This window comes from Sorangiineae bacterium MSr11367, assembly GCA_037157805.1.
GTDB lineage: Bacteria > Myxococcota_A > Polyangia > Polyangiales > Polyangiaceae > Pendulispora > Pendulispora rubella.
Genome location: CP089983.1, coordinates 1,414,577 through 1,434,455 on the forward strand (window position 1 = coordinate 1,414,577; position 19,879 = coordinate 1,434,455).

At 63.5% G+C, this 19,879-nt stretch carries 18 protein-coding genes; 7 read left to right on the forward strand and 11 right to left on the reverse strand.

The window, feature by feature from the left end:
• Positions 1-16: 16 nt before the first annotated feature.
• The 4 genes from LVJ94_05875 to LVJ94_05890 all read right to left on the reverse strand — a co-directional run bounded on the left by LVJ94_05875 (position 17) and on the right by LVJ94_05890 (position 3,654).
• Positions 17-1,033, reverse strand: coding sequence for an extracellular solute-binding protein (locus tag LVJ94_05875; GenBank protein ID WXB06761.1), 1,017 nt, complete (start codon positions 1,031-1,033; stop codon positions 17-19).
• Positions 1,034-1,051: 18 nt separating this feature from the next.
• Positions 1,052-2,224: a chromate transporter gene (locus tag LVJ94_05880; GenBank protein WXB06762.1), complete on the reverse strand. Its 1,173-nt coding sequence runs from the start codon at positions 2,222-2,224 to the stop codon at positions 1,052-1,054.
• A 12-nt stretch (positions 2,225-2,236) separates the two neighbouring features.
• Complete coding sequence (locus LVJ94_05885) at positions 2,237-2,896, reverse strand: hypothetical protein (GenBank protein WXB06763.1); 660 nt, start codon at positions 2,894-2,896, stop codon at positions 2,237-2,239.
• A 113-nt stretch (positions 2,897-3,009) separates the two neighbouring features.
• On the reverse strand, positions 3,010-3,654 hold the full coding sequence (locus LVJ94_05890; protein WXB06764.1) for a DUF1080 domain-containing protein: 645 nt from the start codon (positions 3,652-3,654) through the stop codon (positions 3,010-3,012).
• 92 nt (positions 3,655-3,746) lie between these two features.
• Between LVJ94_05890 and LVJ94_05895 the strand changes: the two genes are divergently transcribed.
• Complete coding sequence (locus LVJ94_05895; GenBank protein WXB06765.1) at positions 3,747-4,757, forward strand: chromate resistance protein; 1,011 nt, start codon at positions 3,747-3,749, stop codon at positions 4,755-4,757.
• Here LVJ94_05895 and LVJ94_05900 read toward each other — a convergent pair.
• Both LVJ94_05900 and LVJ94_05905 read right to left on the reverse strand, forming a co-directional pair.
• A complete protein-coding gene (locus tag LVJ94_05900) occupies positions 4,748-5,167 on the reverse strand; it encodes a hypothetical protein (GenBank protein WXB06766.1) in 420 nt (139 codons plus the stop codon). The genes LVJ94_05895 and LVJ94_05900 overlap by 10 nt on opposite strands.
• A complete protein-coding gene (locus tag LVJ94_05905; GenBank protein ID WXB06767.1) occupies positions 5,119-5,790 on the reverse strand; it encodes a DMT family transporter in 672 nt (223 codons plus the stop codon). Before LVJ94_05905 ends, LVJ94_05900 begins: the two co-directional genes overlap by 49 nt.
• Positions 5,791-5,915: 125 nt before the next feature.
• On the opposite strand from LVJ94_05905, the gene LVJ94_05910 reads away from it, so the two are divergent.
• Entirely contained in the window at positions 5,916-7,517 is a 1,602-nt protein-coding gene (locus tag LVJ94_05910) for a sodium:proton antiporter (protein ID WXB06768.1), read from the forward strand.
• A gap of 25 nt (positions 7,518-7,542) precedes the next feature.
• On the opposite strand, the gene LVJ94_05915 is transcribed toward LVJ94_05910, so the two are convergent.
• Both LVJ94_05915 and LVJ94_05920 read right to left on the reverse strand, forming a co-directional pair.
• The gene (locus tag LVJ94_05915; GenBank protein WXB06769.1) at positions 7,543-8,877 is read right to left on the reverse strand and encodes an amidohydrolase; all 1,335 of its coding nucleotides are present in this window, start codon (positions 8,875-8,877) and stop codon (positions 7,543-7,545) included.
• 29 nt (positions 8,878-8,906) lie between these two features.
• Entirely contained in the window at positions 8,907-9,983 is a 1,077-nt protein-coding gene (locus tag LVJ94_05920; protein WXB06770.1) for a methyltransferase, read from the reverse strand.
• A 232-nt stretch (positions 9,984-10,215) separates the two neighbouring features.
• Here LVJ94_05920 and LVJ94_05925 point away from each other — a divergent pair, with 232 nt between their 5' ends.
• Entirely contained in the window at positions 10,216-11,079 is an 864-nt protein-coding gene (locus tag LVJ94_05925; protein WXB06771.1) for a ferritin-like domain-containing protein, read from the forward strand.
• Positions 11,080-11,082: 3 nt separating this feature from the next.
• Here the strand turns inward: LVJ94_05925 and LVJ94_05930 are convergent, their stop codons facing one another.
• Complete coding sequence (locus LVJ94_05930; protein ID WXB06772.1) at positions 11,083-11,592, reverse strand: TetR/AcrR family transcriptional regulator; 510 nt, start codon at positions 11,590-11,592, stop codon at positions 11,083-11,085.
• A gap of 234 nt (positions 11,593-11,826) precedes the next feature.
• On the opposite strand from LVJ94_05930, the gene LVJ94_05935 reads away from it, so the two are divergent.
• Positions 11,827-13,128 (forward strand): epoxide hydrolase 1, encoded by a 1,302-nt coding sequence (locus tag LVJ94_05935; GenBank protein ID WXB06773.1) that lies wholly within the window; start codon positions 11,827-11,829, stop codon positions 13,126-13,128.
• 196 nt (positions 13,129-13,324) lie between these two features.
• On the opposite strand, the gene LVJ94_05940 is transcribed toward LVJ94_05935, so the two are convergent.
• Positions 13,325-15,253, reverse strand: a complete 1,929-nt coding sequence (locus LVJ94_05940) for a KUP/HAK/KT family potassium transporter (GenBank protein WXB06774.1) — start codon at positions 15,251-15,253, stop codon at positions 13,325-13,327.
• A 75-nt stretch (positions 15,254-15,328) separates the two neighbouring features.
• Between LVJ94_05940 and LVJ94_05945 the strand changes: the two genes are divergently transcribed.
• Positions 15,329-17,176: a hypothetical protein gene (locus LVJ94_05945; GenBank protein ID WXB06775.1), complete on the forward strand. Its 1,848-nt coding sequence runs from the start codon at positions 15,329-15,331 to the stop codon at positions 17,174-17,176.
• A gap of 1 nt (position 17,177) precedes the next feature.
• On the opposite strand, the gene LVJ94_05950 is transcribed toward LVJ94_05945, so the two are convergent.
• Entirely contained in the window at positions 17,178-17,975 is a 798-nt protein-coding gene (locus LVJ94_05950; GenBank protein WXB06776.1) for a class I SAM-dependent methyltransferase, read from the reverse strand.
• A gap of 444 nt (positions 17,976-18,419) precedes the next feature.
• Here LVJ94_05950 and LVJ94_05955 point away from each other — a divergent pair, with 444 nt between their 5' ends.
• The gene (locus LVJ94_05955; GenBank protein ID WXB06777.1) at positions 18,420-18,776 is read left to right on the forward strand and encodes a hypothetical protein; all 357 of its coding nucleotides are present in this window, start codon (positions 18,420-18,422) and stop codon (positions 18,774-18,776) included.
• 152 nt (positions 18,777-18,928) lie between these two features.
• On the forward strand, positions 18,929-19,879 hold the full coding sequence (locus LVJ94_05960) for an MBL fold metallo-hydrolase (GenBank protein ID WXB06778.1): 951 nt from the start codon (positions 18,929-18,931) through the stop codon (positions 19,877-19,879).

Genomic DNA, 19,879 nt, shown 5'->3' on the forward strand with positions numbered 1-19,879 from the left:
CTTTGTGCGCGGCGCGCTAAAGGCCAACCCATCGTTTGAGCCGACCTTGAAGGCGGTCCATGGCGTCGGCGACCTTGGCGAAGTCGACATTCATCGCGCGCAGATCGCTCACGCGCCGCACGCCCTCGGGAACCGGAACCCCGGCGCGAAGAGGCATGTGCGCCCCGGACTCGGCCATTTGCTTCTCCGTCTCCGCCGAGAGGAGCCCGTCGATGAGCCTTTTCGCACCCTCGGCGTGCGGACCGCCCTTCACGCGCACGACGGCGCTGGGGATCACCAAGGTGCCGAGATCACGTTGGTCGGGGTACACGGTCTCGACGGACGCGCCATCCTTGTGCGCTTCGTCGGCGTCGTCCGTATCGGTCAAACCAAAGGCGATTTCGCCCGAGGCCACGAGCCGCTTCACCTCGCCGTTCGAGCTGGCGAGACGCGCCCCATTCGCCCGCGCGGCATCGAGAAAGTCGATGAGCGCGTCGTCGCCCCAAATGGATGCGAGGGCCGCGACGTGCATCGTGGTCGTGCCGAAGAGCGGATTGGCCAATGCGATCTGCCCTTTCCAGCGCGGGTTCGCGAGATCGCGAATCGACTTCGGCCGCTCGCCGGCGGTTATTTTGGACGTATTCACGAGGAGGACCCGTGCGCGTGCGGCAATTCCGGTCCATGTGCCATCTTCGGCGCGAAACCCCGCCGGGAGTGCAGTTGCCTCGGGCGAGGCATACGGTTCGACGAGCCCACGCTTGGCAAGCGAGAGGGGACGCACGGGGTCACCCGACCAGAAGACGTCCGCCTGCGGATTGGACCCTTCTGCGATGAGGCGATTCATCACACCGGTGCTCTTCGTTTCCTCCGTGTCGAAGACCGGGCGGACCTTGAGACCCAACTTCGCCTCGATGGCATGAAACACCGGCTCGGCGAACACTTGATCGACGGAGGTATAGACCACCGCCTCCGAGCTGCTCCGCTTACAGCCCGCCAGCGCCGCTCCGAGGAGCACCGCGCCGCCGGAAATCAGATCCCGTCGAGTCGCTTTCATGTCCTCGGCCTCACCATCTCACGAGAAACCCCGGAGCAGCAACCCAGCCGCACCTGCGCCGAGGATGACCAGTGGCTCGGGAGCCTTCTTCAGCTTCACCAACGCGAGCAACGTTACGGCCGCCATGGCGACCGTTGGCACATCGAGGAGTGCTCGGCGGCCAAGCACGAAGCCCGCTCCGGCAATGGCCCCTGTTGCGGCGGCGGTGACGCCGGCTACGAAGGCGGCAATGCTCGGATTCTTCGCGTAGCGCTTGAAGTACGGCGCCGGGATGATCACGAAGAGGTAGCACGGGAGAAAGACCCCGAGCGCCGCGACGGCCGCACCGAGCGGGCCCGCGACGAGGTATCCGATGAAGGCTACGGTGATGACGACCGGCCCCGGCGTGATCATGGCCACCGCCACGGCATCGAGAAATTGCCGCTCCGTCAGCCAATGATGCTCGTTGACGACGCCGCCATGCAAAAACGGAACGATGGCCAACCCGCTGCCGAAGACGACGGCCCCACCCTCGGCGAAGAACAGCCCGATCCGCCAAAGCGTTTCGCTCGACGCCGCACCCGATAGTCCAGTGACCAGCATATCGACCGGAAAAAATGCCGACACGCCCGGCGCGGCGAGTGGTCCGGTGGGACGGCCTCGCTGGAAAAAGAGCAGCACGCCGCTGGCGAGGAAGAGCCATACGATTTCGGATTCCGTCCACGCCGTCACGACGGCATTGATCGCGAATACCGCCCAAAGAAGACGGTCTTTTGCGAGTGTCATTTTTGCCAGCTTGAAGACGCTGCGCGCAATGATGGCGATGACCGCGGCCCCAATCCCGTAGAAGAGCCCCTGCATCCATACGAGGCCGCCAAATCGAAGATAGGCCGCGGAAAGGGCCACGACCATGAGAAACGATGGCACGATGAACGCTATGCTGATGAGCGTGGCCCCGAACACGCCGCCGCGCACCCACCCGAGGTAGGTCGCGAGTTGGGCGGCGAGCGGTCCGGGGGCAAGCTGTGCGAGCGCGAGGCCTTCGACGTATTCGTCTTTCGTGATCCAGCGCTGGCGCTCGACCAGATCGCGTTGCATGTAGCCTGCAAGTGCGATGGGGCCCCCGAATCCCAGCGCACCGAGGCGTAAGAAGTAAAGGGCGAGTGCGCGAAGGGAATAAGATTCCGGCTTCCCGGAAGAAGAATCATCCATGATGCGGTGTCCTTATGCGCGCAACGCAGCGGCCGCGCGGCGCGCGCGCTCGAGGCGGCGGTTCACTTCGTCCCAGTGGATGTTGGCGAAGAATGCATCGATGTACTTTGCCGCGGCGGCGCCATAATCGATTTGGTACGCGTGCTCGTACATATCCATCACCAGCAGCGTGGCCGATGCCGAGAAGGCTTGCGTGTGATTGCCCGACCAGAACGTATAGGGCACATCGCGGTGTAGGTCCCACGTAGTCACCACCCAGCCGCTTCCACCTCCGAGGCTCGCCCCCGTGGCGCGAAATAGCTCCTCCCAGCGCCCAAAGCTACCATACGCCTCACCGAGCACCTTTTCGATGTTGCCGCTCGGGCGGCCATCCCCGCCGAGGTTCGCGAAATAGAGCTCGTGCAACGTGGCGGAGTTGCGGAAGGTAAGCTCGCTCTGTTTCAGTCCACCCACGACGAAGGCGGGCGTCTCTTTGGTCACGCGCGAGAGCTCCTCCTCCACACGATTCAAGTTTTTGACCGCCCCTGCGTAATTGTTATCGTGATGGGAGACCATCATTTTCTCCGAGAGCCCCTTGAGCGCCGAAGGCTGGAAGGGCAGGGGCTTCGGTTCGTGTTTGCCCGCGAAGGCAATGCCGGGGACAACGGGGTTCAACGACGCAGAAGAAGGCATGGTGGTCCCCTTTGCTTGCGCGGCGGGCGTGCAGGCCGAAAGAACGGCGGCACTTCCGGCCGCTGCGGAAATCATGGCGGCCCGTCGCGAAATGATAGTGTCTTCTGTCCGTTTCATAGCGCCTCCACGCTCAAATCGTCGAAGTCGGTGACCGAATCGGCTTTGGTCCACACGCCCGCGCGCCCCGCATTCAGGAAGGTGCTGTCGTGATGATCGAGCACCTTCGTGCCGTCCCACGTGACCTCGATGTGATCACCGCGCGCCTCGACCTGGAAGTCGTGCCACACGCCGCCCTTGACGGTTCCACTCCAGGTCGCGATTTGCTTGCGGCTGCCGTTCTTGACGAAATAGAGCCGCACGTTGTTCTCGAGGGCGTTCGCGCGCGTGAGCAGGTAATTGTTCTCGTCCTGATAACGAAAGACCAGCCCGCACGCTTGGTCGACCTTACCGGATACCTGTTTGCAGCGCACGCGGACGCGAACGTCTTTGGCCGAAGGCTCGTTGGCCACGGCCACCGGAAATCGGTAATCCGTGTCATCCGTGTCCACCTGCGCGAGCACATTGGGTTTGCTGGGGGCGTCGGGCTCCGCTCGGACGATCCAACGACCCGGCTTGCCTTGTCCCGTGCGTCCAAAGGCGAAGCCCTGCGGCGCGGCCGAAACTGCGTCCTGATCGAAGGAGCGCGCGTGTGGAACGCTGCGGCCGCCCGTGACGTTCATGGCCGCACACAAGCAAAGACTCGCGGATATCGTCCTCATCTCACGCCTCCTCACGGCTCAGTTGTTAGGTAGGGGCCTGCCTGAACTCACAACTGTGATACCATGGCTGCTCCCTTGCACAACTGATACAAATGTCAGAGATGCGCGACGAGACCCATGAGCCACGATGGCTTCTCCTTATTCATCAGATCCCTCCGAAGCCGGCGTACTTTCGCGCCAAGGTCGGCAGGCGCCTTGCGCGGCTCGGCGCGGTCGCGATCAAGAACTCGGTCTACGTCTTGCCGCTCAACGAGCAGACCCATGAGGATCTGCAATGGGTCGCGCGCGAGATTGCCACGGAAGGTGGCGAGGCCACGCTTTGCAAAGCCACCTTCGTCGAGGGGCTCCGCGACGATCAGATCGAGGTGCTCTTTCACGCGGCGCGCGATGCCGATTATATGCAGCTGACCGAGGAGGTGCGTCAGATCACGGGCGAGCTACCGCCACGCCTCGGCCGCGACGACGAACGGCGCCCTGCGCTGGAGGCCGACCTCGTACGCTTGCGCAAGCGCTTCAACGAGATCTCCGGCATCGACTTCTTCGCGGCCTCCGGGCGCGAGCCCGCGGAATCTGCTCTGTCGGCGCTGGAAAAGCGACTTCGCCGCGGAGAAAAGCCCCACGTCGAGGAGGAGTCGCGCCCGCGCCGTGAGACGTACCGTGGACGCACCTGGGTTACGCGCAAGAACGTCCATGTCGACCGCATCGCGAGTGCGTGGCTCATTCGCCGTTTCATCGATCCCGATGCCCGCTTTTCCTTCGTGCCTGGGCAGGGGTATCGCGCGAAGGAAGGCGAAGTCACCTTCGATATGTACGAGGGCGAGTTCACGCACGTGGGCGACGCATGCACCTTCGAGACCTTGCTCGATCAGTTCGAAATCCGAGAGCCGGGCTTGTCGGCCATTGCCGAGATCGTGCACGACATCGACGTGAAGGACGGCAAATTCAGCCGCGCCGAGGCCCCGGGGGTGGCCGCGCTCATTGCCGGTATCGCGATGGCCGAGCGGGAAGACGAGGCCCGCATCGAGCTGGGCGGTCGCATGTTCGGCGCCTTGCTCGAGCTTTTCCGCCGCAAGCGCGGCGCATCACGCGTTCCTTACGGGTGAGGGTGGCGATGGTGAAGGTCGGCACCGTGTGGATGATCGTGCTCGGTCGAATCGTGGCGATGGGGATGACTGTGCTCGCCCGTCACCGGTGAGTCGTGCGCGTGCGTGTGATGCCCGTCGTCGTGGCGATGTGCATGCTCGTGGTCGAGCGGTTCGTGCCGGTGGTGATGGTGATGGGCCTCGGTGCCATGAAGGTAAACGGCCACGCCAAACAACGCGCCCGCCGCCGCGACGAGCAAGACGTCATCTCGTTCCCCGAACGCGAACGCCAGTGCCGCCCCGACGAATGGTGCAAACGCGAAGAGCGATCCGGTGCGCGCGGCACCAAGTGTGCGTTGCGCCAGGAGGTACAATCGCAGACTCAGTCCAAAGCTGAGGGCACCGCATGCGAGCAGCGCCAGAGTGACCATGGGCGAGGGCCAAGCATCCCCGAGCACCCGTGCGGCTGCCCCGATAGGATGGCGCCGCCGAGTGCCTTGTAGAACACCACCGCCCGCGGATCGAAATCCGCGAGCGGGCGGGTGAGCGTATTGTCGAGCGCCCACCCGAGCGTCGCTCCAAGAATGGCCGCGAGGCCCAGCGCGGTCGACGCTCCCGTGCTGCCGGCCCGCACGCCGAGGAGCGCTCCGCCCGCCACCATCAGCGCCACGGCAAGCGCCACCCGCCGCCCGATCGGCTCGGCATAGAACGCGCGTGCGAGCCACACCGTAAAGACGGCCTCGAGATTCAGCAGCAGCGACGCCGCCAGTGCCCCCGTGTGCTGCAGTCCCCACGCGAGGCTTGCCGGCGCAAGGACCGCCCCGAAAAGGGCCACGAGCGCGATGCGGCGGAACTGTGCTTTGCCGAGCGTCGGCTCGTTCACCCGACGCGAGGGAAGGCCCGCGCCGAGTGCGGCGCCCGCATAGAGCAGGGTGGCGGTCGCGAAGGCTCCGATCCCGGATCCGAAATGGCGGATGAGCGGCGTCGATATTCCAAAGAGAATCGCCGCCGTGACGGCCACGAGGCTTCCGCGTGCGATCGGGTTCGGTGTCATGAAACGGCCCTGTCGATTCGTAGGCGTGAACGACACGCTCTCGCAACTGGATACGGGATGGGTATCCAGCTCAACAACGGAATACGCGATGGGCGGCACGGCCTGCCCATGGATGCTTTACGTTCGTGGCTCTCCGCTTCGTGGAGTACCCGGCCCGTACCGACCTTCCGCACATGCCCTTCGAGCTCCTCTTCGTCGCCCTCTTCTCGATCGCCACGGCCGTCGCATTGGCCGCCCGCTGGCTTCGCGCACCCTACACGGTGGCCTTGGTCGCAGCGGGGGTCCTGCTGGGCTCCGTGCAAGCGTTCGAGCCGCCCCATCTCACGAAAGACCTTCTGTACACGGTGTTTCTTCCGGGGCTTCTCTTCGAGGCGGCGTTTCATCTCGAATTTCGAAAATTCTGGCAAAACAAGCTCGCGATCCTCGCCCTCGCGGTTCCCGGCGTCATCGCCGCCATCGCCATCACCGCGGTCATCCTCGCGCCGGTCGCGAATGCGCTGCATGTCGTCGAGCATTTTACGCTCTTGCACGCGCTCGTGTTCGCCGCCATTTTGGCCGCGACCGATCCCATCGCGGTGGTCGCACTGTTCAAGAGCCTCGGGGCTCCAAAGCGTCTGATGATCCTCGTCGAAGGCGAAAGCCTTCTCAACGATGGGACGTCCGTCGTCTTCTTTACATTGATATCCGGAATTGCAGTTACCGGTGCGGAAGCGTCCGTGTTCGGCTCACTGATGGACTTCCTGCGGGTCGTGGGGATGGGCGCCCTGATCGGTGTGATGGTCTCCTTTGCGGTGTCGAAAGTCATCCAGCAGGTCGAGGACGCGATGATCGAAATCACGCTCACGACCATCGCGGCCTACGGTTCGTTCGCGCTTGCCGAGCAGTTCCACTTTTCCGGTGTCATTGCGACGGTCACCGCCGGCATGGTGTGCGGCAACTACGCGGCGAGAACGGGGATGGGGCCCACCACGCGCATCGCCGTCGAGTCGTTCTGGGAATATGTCGCTTTTGCGCTCAACTCCATCGTCTTTCTTCTCATCGGTTTCGAAGTCCGGCTATCGGCGCTTTTGGCATCATGGAAGCCGATTCTGGCGGCCTATCTGTCCGTCACGATCGCGCGCGCCGTCCTGACGTACGGCGTGACGTTTCTCCTCCGGTCGACGAAAGAGCGCATCCCTTGGTCCTGGAGCGCCATTCTCACCTGGGGCGGTCTCCGGGGCGGACTGTCGATGGTGTTGGTTTTGGCATTGCCGGCCACCTTTCCGCACCGCGAGCTCCTGATCACCATGACCTTTGGCGTCGTTCTCATCTCGATCGTCCTTCAAGGCTTGACGATCGGGCCGCTGATGCGCCGCTTGAAGATCGTCGGGGTGCAACACGATCGGATTGCCTACGACAAAGAGCGCGGAGTCCTCCGGGCTGCGAAAGCAGCCCTGGAGACTCTCGAGTCCATGAAAGTGCAGGGTGCGGTGCACGCGGACGTCGAAAACGACATTCGGAGCGATTACGAGCGCATGGCCCATGACGCGGAGGCTCGTATTCAAAGCCTGTACATGGATGCTGCGGAACTGCGAAATCAGGCTTTGATCGCGACGAAGCGTCACCTTCTGATGATCGAGAAAGATGCCATCCTCGACGCCGTCAAGCGTGGTCTACTTGGCAATGAGGCGGCGGAAGAACTCTTGCACGATATCGATGCACGCCTCTTTGGCATCGAGGACCCCTGAAACGCCGCGCGATGCGAGGCAAATGTCACTTCGCCGATGGCGATGCCAGATAATCCAGCGCCAACGTTGTAAGGGTGCGCACGCCCACCGGCATCGCATCCTCGTCGAAGTCGAACAGCGGTGAGTGATTCGCGGCAGCCGTTTCCGTCGTCTTGCCCTTCGGTGGAGCGCCGAGGAACACGTACACGCCGGGCACGACCTTCTGGAACTCGGAAAAATCCTCGGTACCGCTGATCTTGGGGGTCACCACGGCCTTGCCGTTGGTCGCCAGGCGCAGCGCCGGGATCATTCGCTCGGTCAAGGCCGCGTCGTTGCTGGTCACGCTGACTCCCGGGGCCGCAAAATGCACTTCACCCTTTGCGCCGTGCGCGTTGGCGACCGACTCCGTGACGGTCACGATGCGTTGCTTGGCATCCGCCCGCATCGCATCGTCGAACGTCCGCAAGGTCCCCAGCATGGTCACGCTCTCCGGAATGATGTTTCCGCGGTTGCCACCATGGAACGAGCCGACGGTGATGACCGCGGGCTCCTTGCTGATGTCGAGCTGCCGGCTCACGATGGTCTGCAAGTCGAGCACCACCTTGGCCGACGTCACGATGGGATCGATGCCCCTCCACGGAATGCCGCCGTGCGTCGCCTTTCCTTGAATCTTGATCTCGAACGCATCGGCGCTCCCCAGCAGGGGGCCGCTGCGGTAGCCCACCGTGCCCGTCGGAATCATGGGCATGATGTGCAGCCCGAAGATGGCGTCCACCTTGGGACGCTCCAGCACGCCCTGCGCGATCATGGCCGCCGCCCCGATCTTCGCGTCTGCCGCGCGAGGATCGGAAACGCCTTCTTCGGCGGGCTGGAAGATGAACTTCACCGTCCCCGGGATGCTCGCCTTGCGGCGCACGAGGACCTCGGCCACGCCCATGAGAATGGCTGTGTGCCCGTCGTGCCCGCACGCGTGCATGACCGGTGCGCGGTCGTCCATGTACGGCGCGGTGACGGTCGAGGCGAAGGGCAGCCCCGTGGCTTCCTTCACCGGCAAGGCATCCATGTCGGCGCGCAATGCCACGACCTTGCCCGGCCGCCCGCCGCGAAGAAGGCCGACCACACCATGTCCGCCCACGTCGGTCGTCACCTCCAGACCGAGGGCGCGCAGATGATCGGCCACCAGCTTGGATGTGCGCACTTCCTGACCTGAAAGCTCGGGATGACTGTGAATGTCGCGGCGCCAGGTGATGAGCTTTGGGCGGACGGCATCGATGTCGCGGTCGACCTCGCGCAGAGGTACCGCCGGTTGCACGCCCCTGTTTTCGGCCATGCATTGCGTCGATGCCATGCACGCGACCATCACGATGCCCGCCTTCATCATCGCTGGAGCCCTCATCCCAATTCGGAGCGTCATTTCCTTCGGACGCAGCGGAAGAGTGTGTGACTCAGACCGACGTCGTCGATGTCTTCGGCCACCTCGAGGCCGGCTTCGGCCACGCAGCCGAGGACATCGGCGGAGTGGTACATCTGGCTCGTGCCGTTTGCGACGCAGGTGAAGTAGAGCGACGTTTGCTGGACGCAGAAGGCCGCGGCTTCTCGATGTTGCCGGTCCCAGTAGGCTTCCAGGATGAAGAGGTTGTCGGACGGCGTCATTACCGTGGCGGCGCGGCGGAGGATCGAGACGATGTCCTCGAGGGAGAAGCAATCGAGGACCTGACTCATCCAGATCGCGTCGTGGCCCGTGGGCAGCATGCCCTGGGGATCGAGGAGATCGACACCGTGGAACGCCACGCGGTGGCGTTGTTCGACGCCTTCGAGCGCGCGCTGCGCCATCTCGATTTGGCGCGGGAGGTCGGCGATCGTGATCTCGACGTCGGGATCGTGCGCGAGACAACGTGTCGCCCAGCGACCGGTGTTGCCGCCGACGTCGAGCAATCGGCGCGGACGATGATGAAAGACGATGGGAAGCGCGCGGGCGAAGGCGCCGTCGGAGTAGAAGTGGTCGAACGCGAGCCAACTCGCGCGCACGTCCGGCGGGAGCGATGCGAGGCCGTGGTAGACGGTCGGCCAGTCACCGAGCTCGACGAGCCCCGAAGGCTTGCCCGTCTGCACGGCTTCTTGCAGGTGCGCAAACCCGCGGTAGTTCACGTCGCGGACGAAGTTCATGTTGGCCCGCGTCATCCCGTCGTGCTCGATGATCCGGCCTGTCTTCGTGATGGAGAAGCGTCGCTCTTTTTCGTTCCACAAGAGGACGCCCATTCCGAGGCCGGCCTCTGCCAAGACCTTTACGCCGTACTCGGGCAGCTGGAGCTCCGTGGCGAGCTCCCGCGCGGTCGCTCCCAGCTTGCCGTGTTTTTCGAGCGCGCTGAGGATGCCGAGGTCGCGCAGCGCCATCGCCGCCTGGAACATGAAGGGGCCGAACGCGATCTGTTGAGCCCTAAACATGGCGTCCGGCGCCGAGAGCGTATCGACTTCGTAGAAATTCATGGGTCTGCGCATCCTATCGGCGCAACGTGGCGGGTCGAACCCTGTATCGCGCACGACATGCACCTTGCGCGGTTGCGCTGGTGGAGAAGCTCGCGAACGTGTGCGGATGCCTCGTATACAATGGCGACGAGGTAACCTTTCGCTCGTACTTCGCCTGTGGCGGGGTCGTCAAGGGATCTTCCGAGGTGGCTCGCGAATCAGCCTGGCCTCGAGTCATGCTAGGTTGCGCGCGATGGGTCCGCTCGATCGCCCCACCGCGTGGTGGCTCGATGCTCTTCGAAAGCGCCGCGAACGTATGCGTTACGAGACGCTCGACTTCTCGACCGCGGTGACATGGGAGAGCGAAGAGGAGAAGCTCGCCGCGATCGCGTTCTTCAATGCCGCGTTTCGCGCCGAGGAGTCCGGCCTCCGTCAGGCCCACGAGCTCGCAGACGAGGTCGGCGTATGGGACGCCGAGCTTGGCGAGACGCTCCGTCTTTACGGCGAGGAAGAGGGCTGGCATCGCGAGCTCCTGACGGAGTTCCTCGACAAGATCGGCGGCTACGTAAAGCCGATGGGGCCGACCACGAGCACGTTCTATACGCTCTACAAGCGCGCAGAGCGCATGGAGACCATCGTCCTGACGAACCTCATGTTCGAGACGATCGGCGCGACGACCTACCGAATCGCGCTCCGCACCGCGCGTCCGCAACCGGCGGTCCAGCGGATGCTCACCATCCTGACCCGCGACGAGTCGTTCCACGTCCCGCTCAACGCGCACTTCCTCCGTCGCATCTTCCAGCGCGAGCCCGCTCGGGCGAAGCAGCGGAGCCAACTCCTCTACCACGTGCTGACGGGCGCCCTGGTCGCGTCGGCCGCGGCGAGCCGCCGGCGGGCGTTCACGTTCGACCGGATCCCGTTCTCGGTGCTCGCCGGTTCGTACGCCGACGCGCTGACCCGGCTCTTCGTGCAAGCGCCCGATCTCGGGCTCACGCCGATGCCGGGCCTCATCCCGCTCCTTCGCCTCCTCGGCGCGCAGCGTTTGACGGAGGACGATCCTCTCAGCATCCGCGCGGCGGAGGCGGCCGTCGAGCGCGAAAAGGTCATGGTCGAGTAGACGTCAGCGTGCGCGATTCTGCGCCAAGGTTTCCAGGGCGAGGTTGCCCAGTGCGTGAAGCCGCTTCCGCGGCACGCCATCGCGGGCTTGCACCGAGAGCCCGTTGAGCACAGTCGAGAGGTAGTCACCGAGCGCTTGCACGTCGGTTTCCCGCTTCAATTCCCCCTCACGCACCGCGCGTTTCAGTCGCTCGATGATGGCCGCCGTTCGCTGGCGGCGGACCTGGGCCAGCCACTCTTGAATCGGCTCGTTCTCGGCGGCGCACGTCGTTGCGGCCGTGACGACCATGCAGCCGTGGGGTTTCCCGGGGCGCGTGTACAGATCGACCGCCTCCCGCATGGTGCGCGCAAACGCTTGCTGCGCCGTCGGCTCCTCGTCCAAAGCCCGAGCCCCAAAGCCGCCTTCTTTGGCCTGGTACAAGGCAATCGCCTCGCGAAACAGCTCCTCCTTGGAGCCAAACGCGGCGTAAATGCGCGCCGAAGCGAGCCCCAGGGCCGCGACCAAATCCGCCATGGACGTGCCTTCGTAGCCGCGGGACCAAAAGGCGTCACGCGCTCTCTCCAGTGCCACATCTCGGTCGAATTCCCGCGGTCGAGCCACTGCGCCTCCGTTCTTGGTCGATCGTAAAATAATCCGGCCGCCTCGACCGTGCAAGTGGGCTCGTTCTTGGTCAATCGACCAAGAACTCCTTGACCCATTCCCGTGGGGGTTCTAGTTATTTGTCGTTCGACAAAGAACGAGGGCCGTATGAATTCCGAAAATCTTCTTCGTGACGCGAGAGGTGGCATCCTCGCTCTTTTCGTCGTTGGCCTTGGATGCGCAAACCATGCGATCGCCAAGACGCCCCATGAGACCATCGTGCACGATGCCGCGATTCCGGTCCGCGACACGGCGATACGCCCGTTCCACATCCACATTCCCAAGGAAGATTTGGACGACCTCCATCGACGTGTACAGGCGACGCGTTGGCCCAGTCGGGAAACCGTCACGGACCGATCGCAGGGCGTTCAGCTGGCCAAGGTCCAGGAGCTCGTGCACGAATGGGGAGACCATTACGACTGGCGCAAGCTCGAAGCCAAGCTCAATGCTTGGCCGCAGTTCATGACGACGATCGATGGTGTCGATGTGCACTTCATCCACGTCCGCTCTCGTCATTCGAATGCGTTGCCGGTGCTGATCACCCACGGCTGGCCCGGTTCCATCGTGGAGCAGATGGGCCTCATCGAGCCGCTCACCGACCCCACGGCCCATGGCGGGCGCGCGGAAGAGGCCTTCGACGTGATCCTTCCTTCGATTCCTGGCTTCGGCTTTTCCGGCAAGCCCACGGGTACTGGATGGGATACCGAGCAGATTGCGCGAGCTTGGGCGAAATTGATGGGGCGCATCGGGTATACCCGTTATGTTGCCCAGGGGGGAGATTGGGGGGCCGCGATCACCAGCGCCATGGCCCGTCAAAGGGCCCCGGGCCTCGTGGGCATTCACGTGAATTTCCCCGCAATCCTACCGGCCAATGTTTTTGCGATCCTCGACAAAGGCGAGCCGGCGCCGCCAGGGTTGTCCGACGACGAGAAGGCGACCTTCGATGCCGTCCGTGACACCTTCAAAAAGAGATTCGCCTACTACACGATGATGGCAACGCACCCGCAGGCCGTAAGCTATGCCCTGACGGACTCGCCCGTCGGTCTCGCAGGCTGGATCTACGACTTCAACGATGCCGAGGCGCAGCGTCTCCTCACCAAGCAGCAGGTGCTCGATGACCTCACTCTCTATTGGCTGACGAATACCGCGAGTTCTTCCGCGCGGCTTTACTGGGAAGATAAGGCTCCCGCCTTGAGTTCTGCCGCGCAGAAGACGACGGAGATCGACCTGCCTGTCGCGGTCACGGTATTTCCGAGTGAGTTCTACCACGCTCCAAAGAGCTGGACCCAACGGGCCTATCCCACGCTCATGTACTTCAACGAGGCCGCGAGGGGCGGTCACTTCGCCGCGTGGGAAGAGCCCGAGCTTTTCAGCTCGGAACTGCGCGCCGCCTTCCGGTCCCTGCGCTAAAATGGGCGAGCACACATCCCGAACGGACTTCATTCTGGAGGAGAGAGAAAAACCGCCAAGACGCCAAGAACGCCAAGTTAAGGTTCGAGAAATAGCGGTCCTTCACGCTTCGATCCATCCATCAATCTTGGCGTCCTTGGCGTCTTGGCGGTTCCCCTCTTCTGTTCGAGGATCGTGCTTGCTGATTTAGATCGGATTAGAGGTCGAGCTGAATGCCGAGTTCGACCACCTGCGCAGGGGGGATCTGAAAGTGCCGATCGGCGGCGACCGCATTCCGCTGAAGGTACCCGAAAAAGCCCTCCACCCAACGACCCATTCGATTCGTCTGGTGCCCGAGGACGCGTTCTCTGCCCAAGAAGTAGGTGACCCGTTGCAGATCGACCGACAACCCTCCCTGCTCCGCAGCGGCCGATACGATGGCGGGGACGTCGGGTTGCTCCATGAATCCGTAGCGGGCAACGATCTGGCGAAAGCCGTTTTGCAATGGTGTGATTTCCATGCGGCGATGCGGGGCAATCGTGGGGGCGGACTCCGTCGTCACCGTGAGTAGAAAGACGTTTTCGGCCAGCGTTTGGGTTCGTTCGACCAGATGAATGAGAATGGGCGGCACGTGTGCGGTGCTCGATGCCATGAACACGGCAATTCCCGGTACGCGCGCGTAGAGCTGCCGTTCGACGCGTGGGAGCGCGGCCTCGAGTGTTCCACAGCGGCGGGCGTATTCCTCCACGATCAACGATCGCCCTTTGCTCCATATGAGCATGGCGGCGACGAAGCCCATGCCGATCACCACGGGCACCCAGCCGCCCTCGACGAGTTTGACGCTGTTGGCGAGGAAGAAGGAAAGGTCGAAGATCAGAAAAACCCCAACGACGACGACCGCGGCCAGCGCAGACCATTTCCACGTGTGGCGTACGACCACGTAATAGACGATCGACGTCAGCGCCATGGTACCGGTGACCGCGATGCCGTAGGCGGCGGCAAGGTGCTCGGACCGTCGAAATCCGATCACCAAGAGAAGACAGCCCAGCGCCAAGATCCAATTGATTTGAGGAATGTAGATCTGGCCCTCGGTGTGCGCGGCGGTGTGTTCGATCGTAACCCGCGGGAAATAGCCGAGCTGCATGGCTTGTCGGGTCAGGGAGAACGCCCCCGAAATGAGCGCCTGCGACGCGATGATGGTTGCAGCGCTCGAAAGCAGCACGAGGAGGAGCGTGGCGAAGCCCGGTGGGACCATCGCAAAAAAGGGATTGGCAATCACGTTCGGCTCGGCGAGGACGAGCGCCCCTTGTCCGAAGTAGCAAAGAACGAGCGCCGGCATCGCCAGGCCGAGCCATGCCAGCCGGATGGGGCGCACGCCGAAGTGGCCCATGTCGGCATAGAGCGCTTCGCCGCCCGTGATGGCGAGGACGACGGCGCCGAGTACCAAGAACCCCGGGAAGCCATGAACCGCGAAGTAGTGAAAGGCGTGATGCGGCGAGAGCGCAGCCAGCACGCCTGGATAGCGCACGATGTGATAGGCGCCCAGCCCGCCGATGGTGAAGAACCAGACGACCATGATGGGGCCAAACCAGTTGCCAACGGCGCCGGTGCCGCGCTTCTGCACGAAAAAGAGGGCGAAGAGGATGGCGCAGGCGAGCGGTACGATCGCCGACTCGAGGGTTGGACTGACCATCGTGAGGCCCTCGAGGGCGCTGAGCACCGAAATGGCGGGCGTGATGGCCCCATCTCCATAGAGCAACGCCGCGCCAATCACCACGAGCAGGGCAACGCGGGATATGCGTTTTCCTCCCTCGGTGAGTCGAAGCCTCCGCGGGACCAACGCCAAGAGGGCAAAGATGCCTCCCTCCCCGTCGCTGTCGGCGCGCACGATGAAGGTCAGGTACTTCACGGTGACCACCATCGTGAGCGACCAGAAGATGAGCGACAGGAGACCAAGGACGTCGGCGGGCGACGCCTGCCCGTGCTCGGTCGCGCGAAGGCATTCGCGCAGGGTGTACAGCGGACTGGTGCCGATGTCTCCGAAGACGACCCCGAGTGCGCCGAGCGTCAGGGTGGTCAACGACGCTTTGGGGTGACCCGTCTGCGCGGCAGCATCGGTCGACTGAAGCGGGACGATGTTTTCCAAGTTCCGAAGGATCCGGTCGCTTCATCGTCGCGCCTTCGGCATTAAGAAAGTACAAAGATCGATGTAGAATGAGCAATGGCCCAGGTCGAAACGACGGCGCGTGAGCGGGTGCTCGCGCAGGCTGCCGGCGCGGATCCCATCGCGAGCGCGCTGGTTGGCGTTCTTGGCGAGCCGGTGGCGACGAGCAGCAAAGGTCGCGCGTACCTCGCGCCGCGGGCGTGGGAGCGTCTTCGCGATGGCGTGCCGCTCTTGCTCGGCTTCGGCGAGGACGTGCTCGCGGCGTCGGCGCGTCTCGTGGAGGCTGTGCGGGCCTCCGCGCTGCCCGGGCCGGAGAAAGAGCAGGTCGTGGCCGGCGCTTCCGTGGTGCGACAGGTCGTGCTGACGGCGGCGATCACGGCGCCGCCGGATCTCTGGCTCATCTATCATGTGCTCGGTTTCTTCGCCGAGCTCGGGCTGCTCGAGCGGCTGGCCGCGGGGGAGGCGATTCATCCGGCGTGCTGCCAGGTCACCTGGCAGGGCAACATGCGCGAGCTCGTCCCGGAGGAGCTCGACACGGATTTGCATTTTCTTCTCTCGCGCGGCTTCGTCGAACCGTATGACGAAGGCTTCCGCATCGCGGGCCATCCGCGCGTGCGCGAGACGTTCGAACGCATCCTCGCGCATCCACCGCGCGGGCCTTCGAGTCCCGCGTCGCTCTGGCGGCGGCTCTTCGAGGGTGGCTCGCTCGAGGTCGCGGAGGTGGCGGAATTGCAAGCGATTGGCGAAGGTGTACCTCGTCGGCGCGATCCCGCGCAAAACCACTGGATCCCGACATACGAAGAGCTCGATTTGGGGCGGCGCCTCCTGCCCATCGTGCTCGGTCTTCGCGCGGCCCAGCGCACGGCGGGGCTCGTCGCCGGAGCGGAGCTGGTGCCCGCCGAAGGCGATGCGCGCTACGCGACATGCATCGGGGCAGCGCTGTCCGTGCTCACCGCCGCGGGTTGGCTGTCGGCGGACGATGGCCGGCACGGCGTCACGGTGCTCGGTGCGCGCGGCTTTGCCCGCGGCCCCGGCCCCTTCGGCATCGTCGAGGCGTATCGGACGTACATGGATCACGGGCGTGAAATTCTGCTTCACGGCCGCGGCGAAGTTTGGGTCCAGCGCGGCGAAAATGTCGGCGCGAGTCAGGATGCCAACCGCGCGACCTTCGAACAGGCCAACGATGCGCTCGATCGCTTCGTGCGCGACACGGGCTTTTCGTACGGCGTCTTCATCGAGCACGCCATCGGTCGCGGCGAGGCTACCCGCCAGCGTTTCGCCCGCTCGGGGGACGCGCTCACGTACGTCGGTGCGGATCTCGAGGATGCGGCGATCGATGCGGCCGTTGCCGAGCAATCGCGCGGCGCGCTTCCGCGTGCGATGCACTTCGTACGCAACGCGGACATCGGCCAACCGGACGTGCTTCTCGCCGCGCTTCGCGCAGAGGGCATCGAGGCAAACGGTGCCGCGATGCTCGTGGGCAATGGCTTTCACGAAGTGCGCAATCAGACCGACCTAGGTATGATCGAGGTGTTCCGCGGCTATGAACGCGCGGGCATCGTGCTCCTCTTCACCGAGGAAAACGCGCTCAGCATCGACGATCTGCGCGCCACCGCGTGGAACACGTACCACGCGGGCTTCAAGTACGTTCACGAAAAGAGCGGTCAAGGCTTGCGCCCCGCGGAGCCGAATCCGCGGCCTGCCCGCCTCGGCCGCCCTCTCCGCGCCGCCTGGAGCGAATGCGCGCGCCGCGCAGGTTACGTGCGCGCCGACGCCTACTGCACGCGCACCCGCACCGTCTACCCGTCCACGCCCATCGGCGGCTACAACCCGTCCATCAGCACGAACCACTTTTTCATTCCCGGATCGCTGGCCCGCACCCTGGGCATCGCGCGCCCGACGTGATTCACTTGGTCAGGCGGAAGATGGTAAACGCTGGACTGCGCAACAGGTCTTGAAAGAAGTCCGCATCGTTGGCCGTGTGATCGCCGTCCACCCAGGGAAAATTGCCCGTTGGCAACGTCGCGTGCATCCGCTCGATGGTGCGGAACCCCACCCTGGTGAATTCCTCCTCCAGCACCTGGGGCGACCACGACGTCGATTGAAAGCTGAAGGCCTTTCCGCCGCTGTCGAGTTCCAACAGGTAGGGTCTGTTCCCCGCCGTCTCGGCCTCGTTGAAGGTCATGGTAAATCCGTAACGGCGGTAGTCGTCGCTGAAAAGCTTCCAGTCACCGTCACGGTTCGTGGTCAATAGCAACGCGGTCCCGCCTGGTGCCGTCAGCCGCGCAAAGCCCTCGATGAACGCGGCAAGGGCAACGGGATCGGTCATGTGATTGACGAGCCACATGTTGGTGACGACATCGAACTGCCCCAAGTCGGGCAGGTTCGCAGCATCGAGCACATGGTAGGAAATCCCCGCCTGCTCGAGCTCCTCCAACTGGCGGCCGACGCCAATCATTTCTTCGCTGAGATCGATCCCGACGACTTCGTTCGCGCCAACGCGGCGAAATACCCGAGGATAAAAGCCCGTTCCGCAACCGATATCGAGAACGGATTTTCCGGTGAGATCCCCCAATGCACTCAACACGGAGGCGCGTTCGGCGATACCACTCGGACTACTGTTCTTCGCGTCGTAGCGCCGAAAGATCTCGGCATACACCTCGTTCGACCGGACGGGATTTGCACTGGTTTCGAGTGTCACCATTTCGACTCTCCGTTCATATCGTGGATATGCAAATCGATAGTCTCATTTTGCGTCGTACTCAATCTCGTATTTTTGCTTTACACATTACGTGCGTGAATGGCGCAAGGCCCTCGAATAGACAACGAGCCCATCGCGTTCATTGCATTTGCGCGACGTCGGTGTGAATTGGAATGACTCACCGAGGGGGTTGCCGCTCCGCGACGGGCCCAGTATAGTATACGTCATGTATACGTTCACCATACCTGGCTCACGTGGATGGCGATCCACGGCAACCAAACACGGATGACCGTGCGGCCTCCTGCGACCGAGAATCCAACGCTCCTCTATCGACGCACCGGGTCGTTTATGGTGTTGGTGCATGGCAATGCCGCGCCAAGTCCATCCGACTGGCAGCACTACCTCGATGATGTCGCGGTCGCAGCGAGGAGGACACGTCTTCGCATCTTGGTCGTAACCGATGGCCCGGGCCCCAATGCCGCGCAGCGGGAAACGATGAACAAGCGCATTCCCGCGCCGTTCCTCGTCGCGGTGGTCACACATGCGGTGATGGCGCGCCGAATCGTTTCGGTGCTCTCGTGGTTCAATCCGAACATACGCGCGTTCGCCCCCGCGGATCTTCCCGCGGCGCTGGACTACTTGGACGTACGGGCGGAAGATCAGGCTGGGGTCATCGAACGGGTTGCCGAAATGCGAATTCAGCTTTCGGGCGCTGGAGTCGAATCGGTGCTCGACCCGATGAAAGCCGTCATCACACGGCTCTCGCAATTGCGTGAGAACATCGAGCGCTCACGCCGCTCGTAGGCGCCCTCCTTTGGACATCGCGCTCGCGAGGTGCTTCACGGATTGCACCGAGTGCACTGATACAATTCCGGAAGTGCACTGGAAGACCACCGCATGATGCTTCAGGAAAGCGTCACGCCGTGGAGCGAAGTTGGTTACGAGACGAGAAAAAGATGAATTCGTACAAGAATGCCGCCCTGGCCGTGCTCGTCGCGCTCACCGCGGTTTCGTGCGCGACGGTTTCCTCGCACGTTACCTCTGGAGCGAGCGATATGCCGGCGCCTCCCTTTCGTGACGAGCTGCTTTCCGAAAAGACCGTGAAGGTATCCGAGCACGTCTGGGCGATCATTGGATTTCCCAACATCGGTATCGTCGTGGGGGAGAACGCGACCTTGGTGGTGGACACGGGCCTTGGCCGGCGCAATGGCGCCACTGTGGCAAAGGTCGCGACGAAGCTCGCGCCCAACAACCGCCTTTTCCTGACGACGACGCATTTTCACCCGGAACACGCGGGTGGCGTGCTGGGGTTCCCGGCTGGCACGGTGTTGATTCGTGACAAGGTGCAGCAGGACGAGATGGACCGCCACGGCGAGGAACTGATCCGGATGTTCGCGGACACGAAGGATCAGTGGAAATCGCTGCTCACCGGCGAGCAGCTTCGGGCCCCGGACGAGACCTTCGAGCGGGAGCGAATTCTGGATCTCGGCGGTGGCGTGACAGCACGCCTGCTCTGGCTGGGGCCGGCCCACACCAAAGGCGATGAGTTGATTTTCGTCGAGCCGGACAAAACGTTGATCTCGGGCGACGTCGTGCAGAACAAGGTCGGACCGTTCATTTACGGCGAGGGTGGGACCCCCGCGAGCTGGATTGCAGCGGTCGACGAGGTTGCGAAGCTTGGACCTCGCCATGTGGTTCCGGACCATAGTCCGATCGGAGATGGATCGCTGGTGGAGCAGGAGAGGGCGCTTCTCGTCGAAGTGAGGGATCGCGCCATCGCGCTCGAGCGGGAAGGGGTGAGCGCGGAGCAGGCAAGCCGTCAGATCCGGGGCGAGCTCACGAAGAAGTACCCCGATTGGACCATCGACGAGCTGACGGGGTTCGTGAAGGGCATTTACGCGAAGTGA

Coding starts and splice junctions, on each gene's coding strand:
- LVJ94_05950 (WXB06776.1), bottom strand. CDS start 17,975: ATGGTGACACTCGAAACCAGTGCAAATCCCGTCCGGTCGAACGAGGTG.
- LVJ94_05885 (WXB06763.1), bottom strand. CDS start 2,896: ATGCCTTCTTCTGCGTCGTTGAACCCCGTTGTCCCCGGCATTGCCTTC.
- LVJ94_05875 (WXB06761.1), bottom strand. CDS start 1,033: ATGAAAGCGACTCGACGGGATCTGATTTCCGGCGGCGCGGTGCTCCTC.
- LVJ94_05920 (WXB06770.1), bottom strand. CDS start 9,983: ATGAATTTCTACGAAGTCGATACGCTCTCGGCGCCGGACGCCATGTTT.
- LVJ94_05880 (WXB06762.1), bottom strand. CDS start 2,224: ATGGATGATTCTTCTTCCGGGAAGCCGGAATCTTATTCCCTTCGCGCA.
- LVJ94_05925 (WXB06771.1), top strand. CDS start 10,216: ATGGGTCCGCTCGATCGCCCCACCGCGTGGTGGCTCGATGCTCTTCGA.
- LVJ94_05960 (WXB06778.1), top strand. CDS start 18,929: ATGAATTCGTACAAGAATGCCGCCCTGGCCGTGCTCGTCGCGCTCACC.
- LVJ94_05935 (WXB06773.1), top strand. CDS start 11,827: ATGAATTCCGAAAATCTTCTTCGTGACGCGAGAGGTGGCATCCTCGCT.
- LVJ94_05895 (WXB06765.1), top strand. CDS start 3,747: ATGTCAGAGATGCGCGACGAGACCCATGAGCCACGATGGCTTCTCCTT.
- LVJ94_05890 (WXB06764.1), bottom strand. CDS start 3,654: ATGAGGACGATATCCGCGAGTCTTTGCTTGTGTGCGGCCATGAACGTC.
- LVJ94_05930 (WXB06772.1), bottom strand. CDS start 11,592: ATGGCGGATTTGGTCGCGGCCCTGGGGCTCGCTTCGGCGCGCATTTAC.
- LVJ94_05905 (WXB06767.1), bottom strand. CDS start 5,790: ATGACACCGAACCCGATCGCACGCGGAAGCCTCGTGGCCGTCACGGCG.
- LVJ94_05900 (WXB06766.1), bottom strand. CDS start 5,167: ATGGTCACTCTGGCGCTGCTCGCATGCGGTGCCCTCAGCTTTGGACTG.
- LVJ94_05915 (WXB06769.1), bottom strand. CDS start 8,877: ATGATGAAGGCGGGCATCGTGATGGTCGCGTGCATGGCATCGACGCAA.
- LVJ94_05945 (WXB06775.1), top strand. CDS start 15,329: ATGGCCCAGGTCGAAACGACGGCGCGTGAGCGGGTGCTCGCGCAGGCT.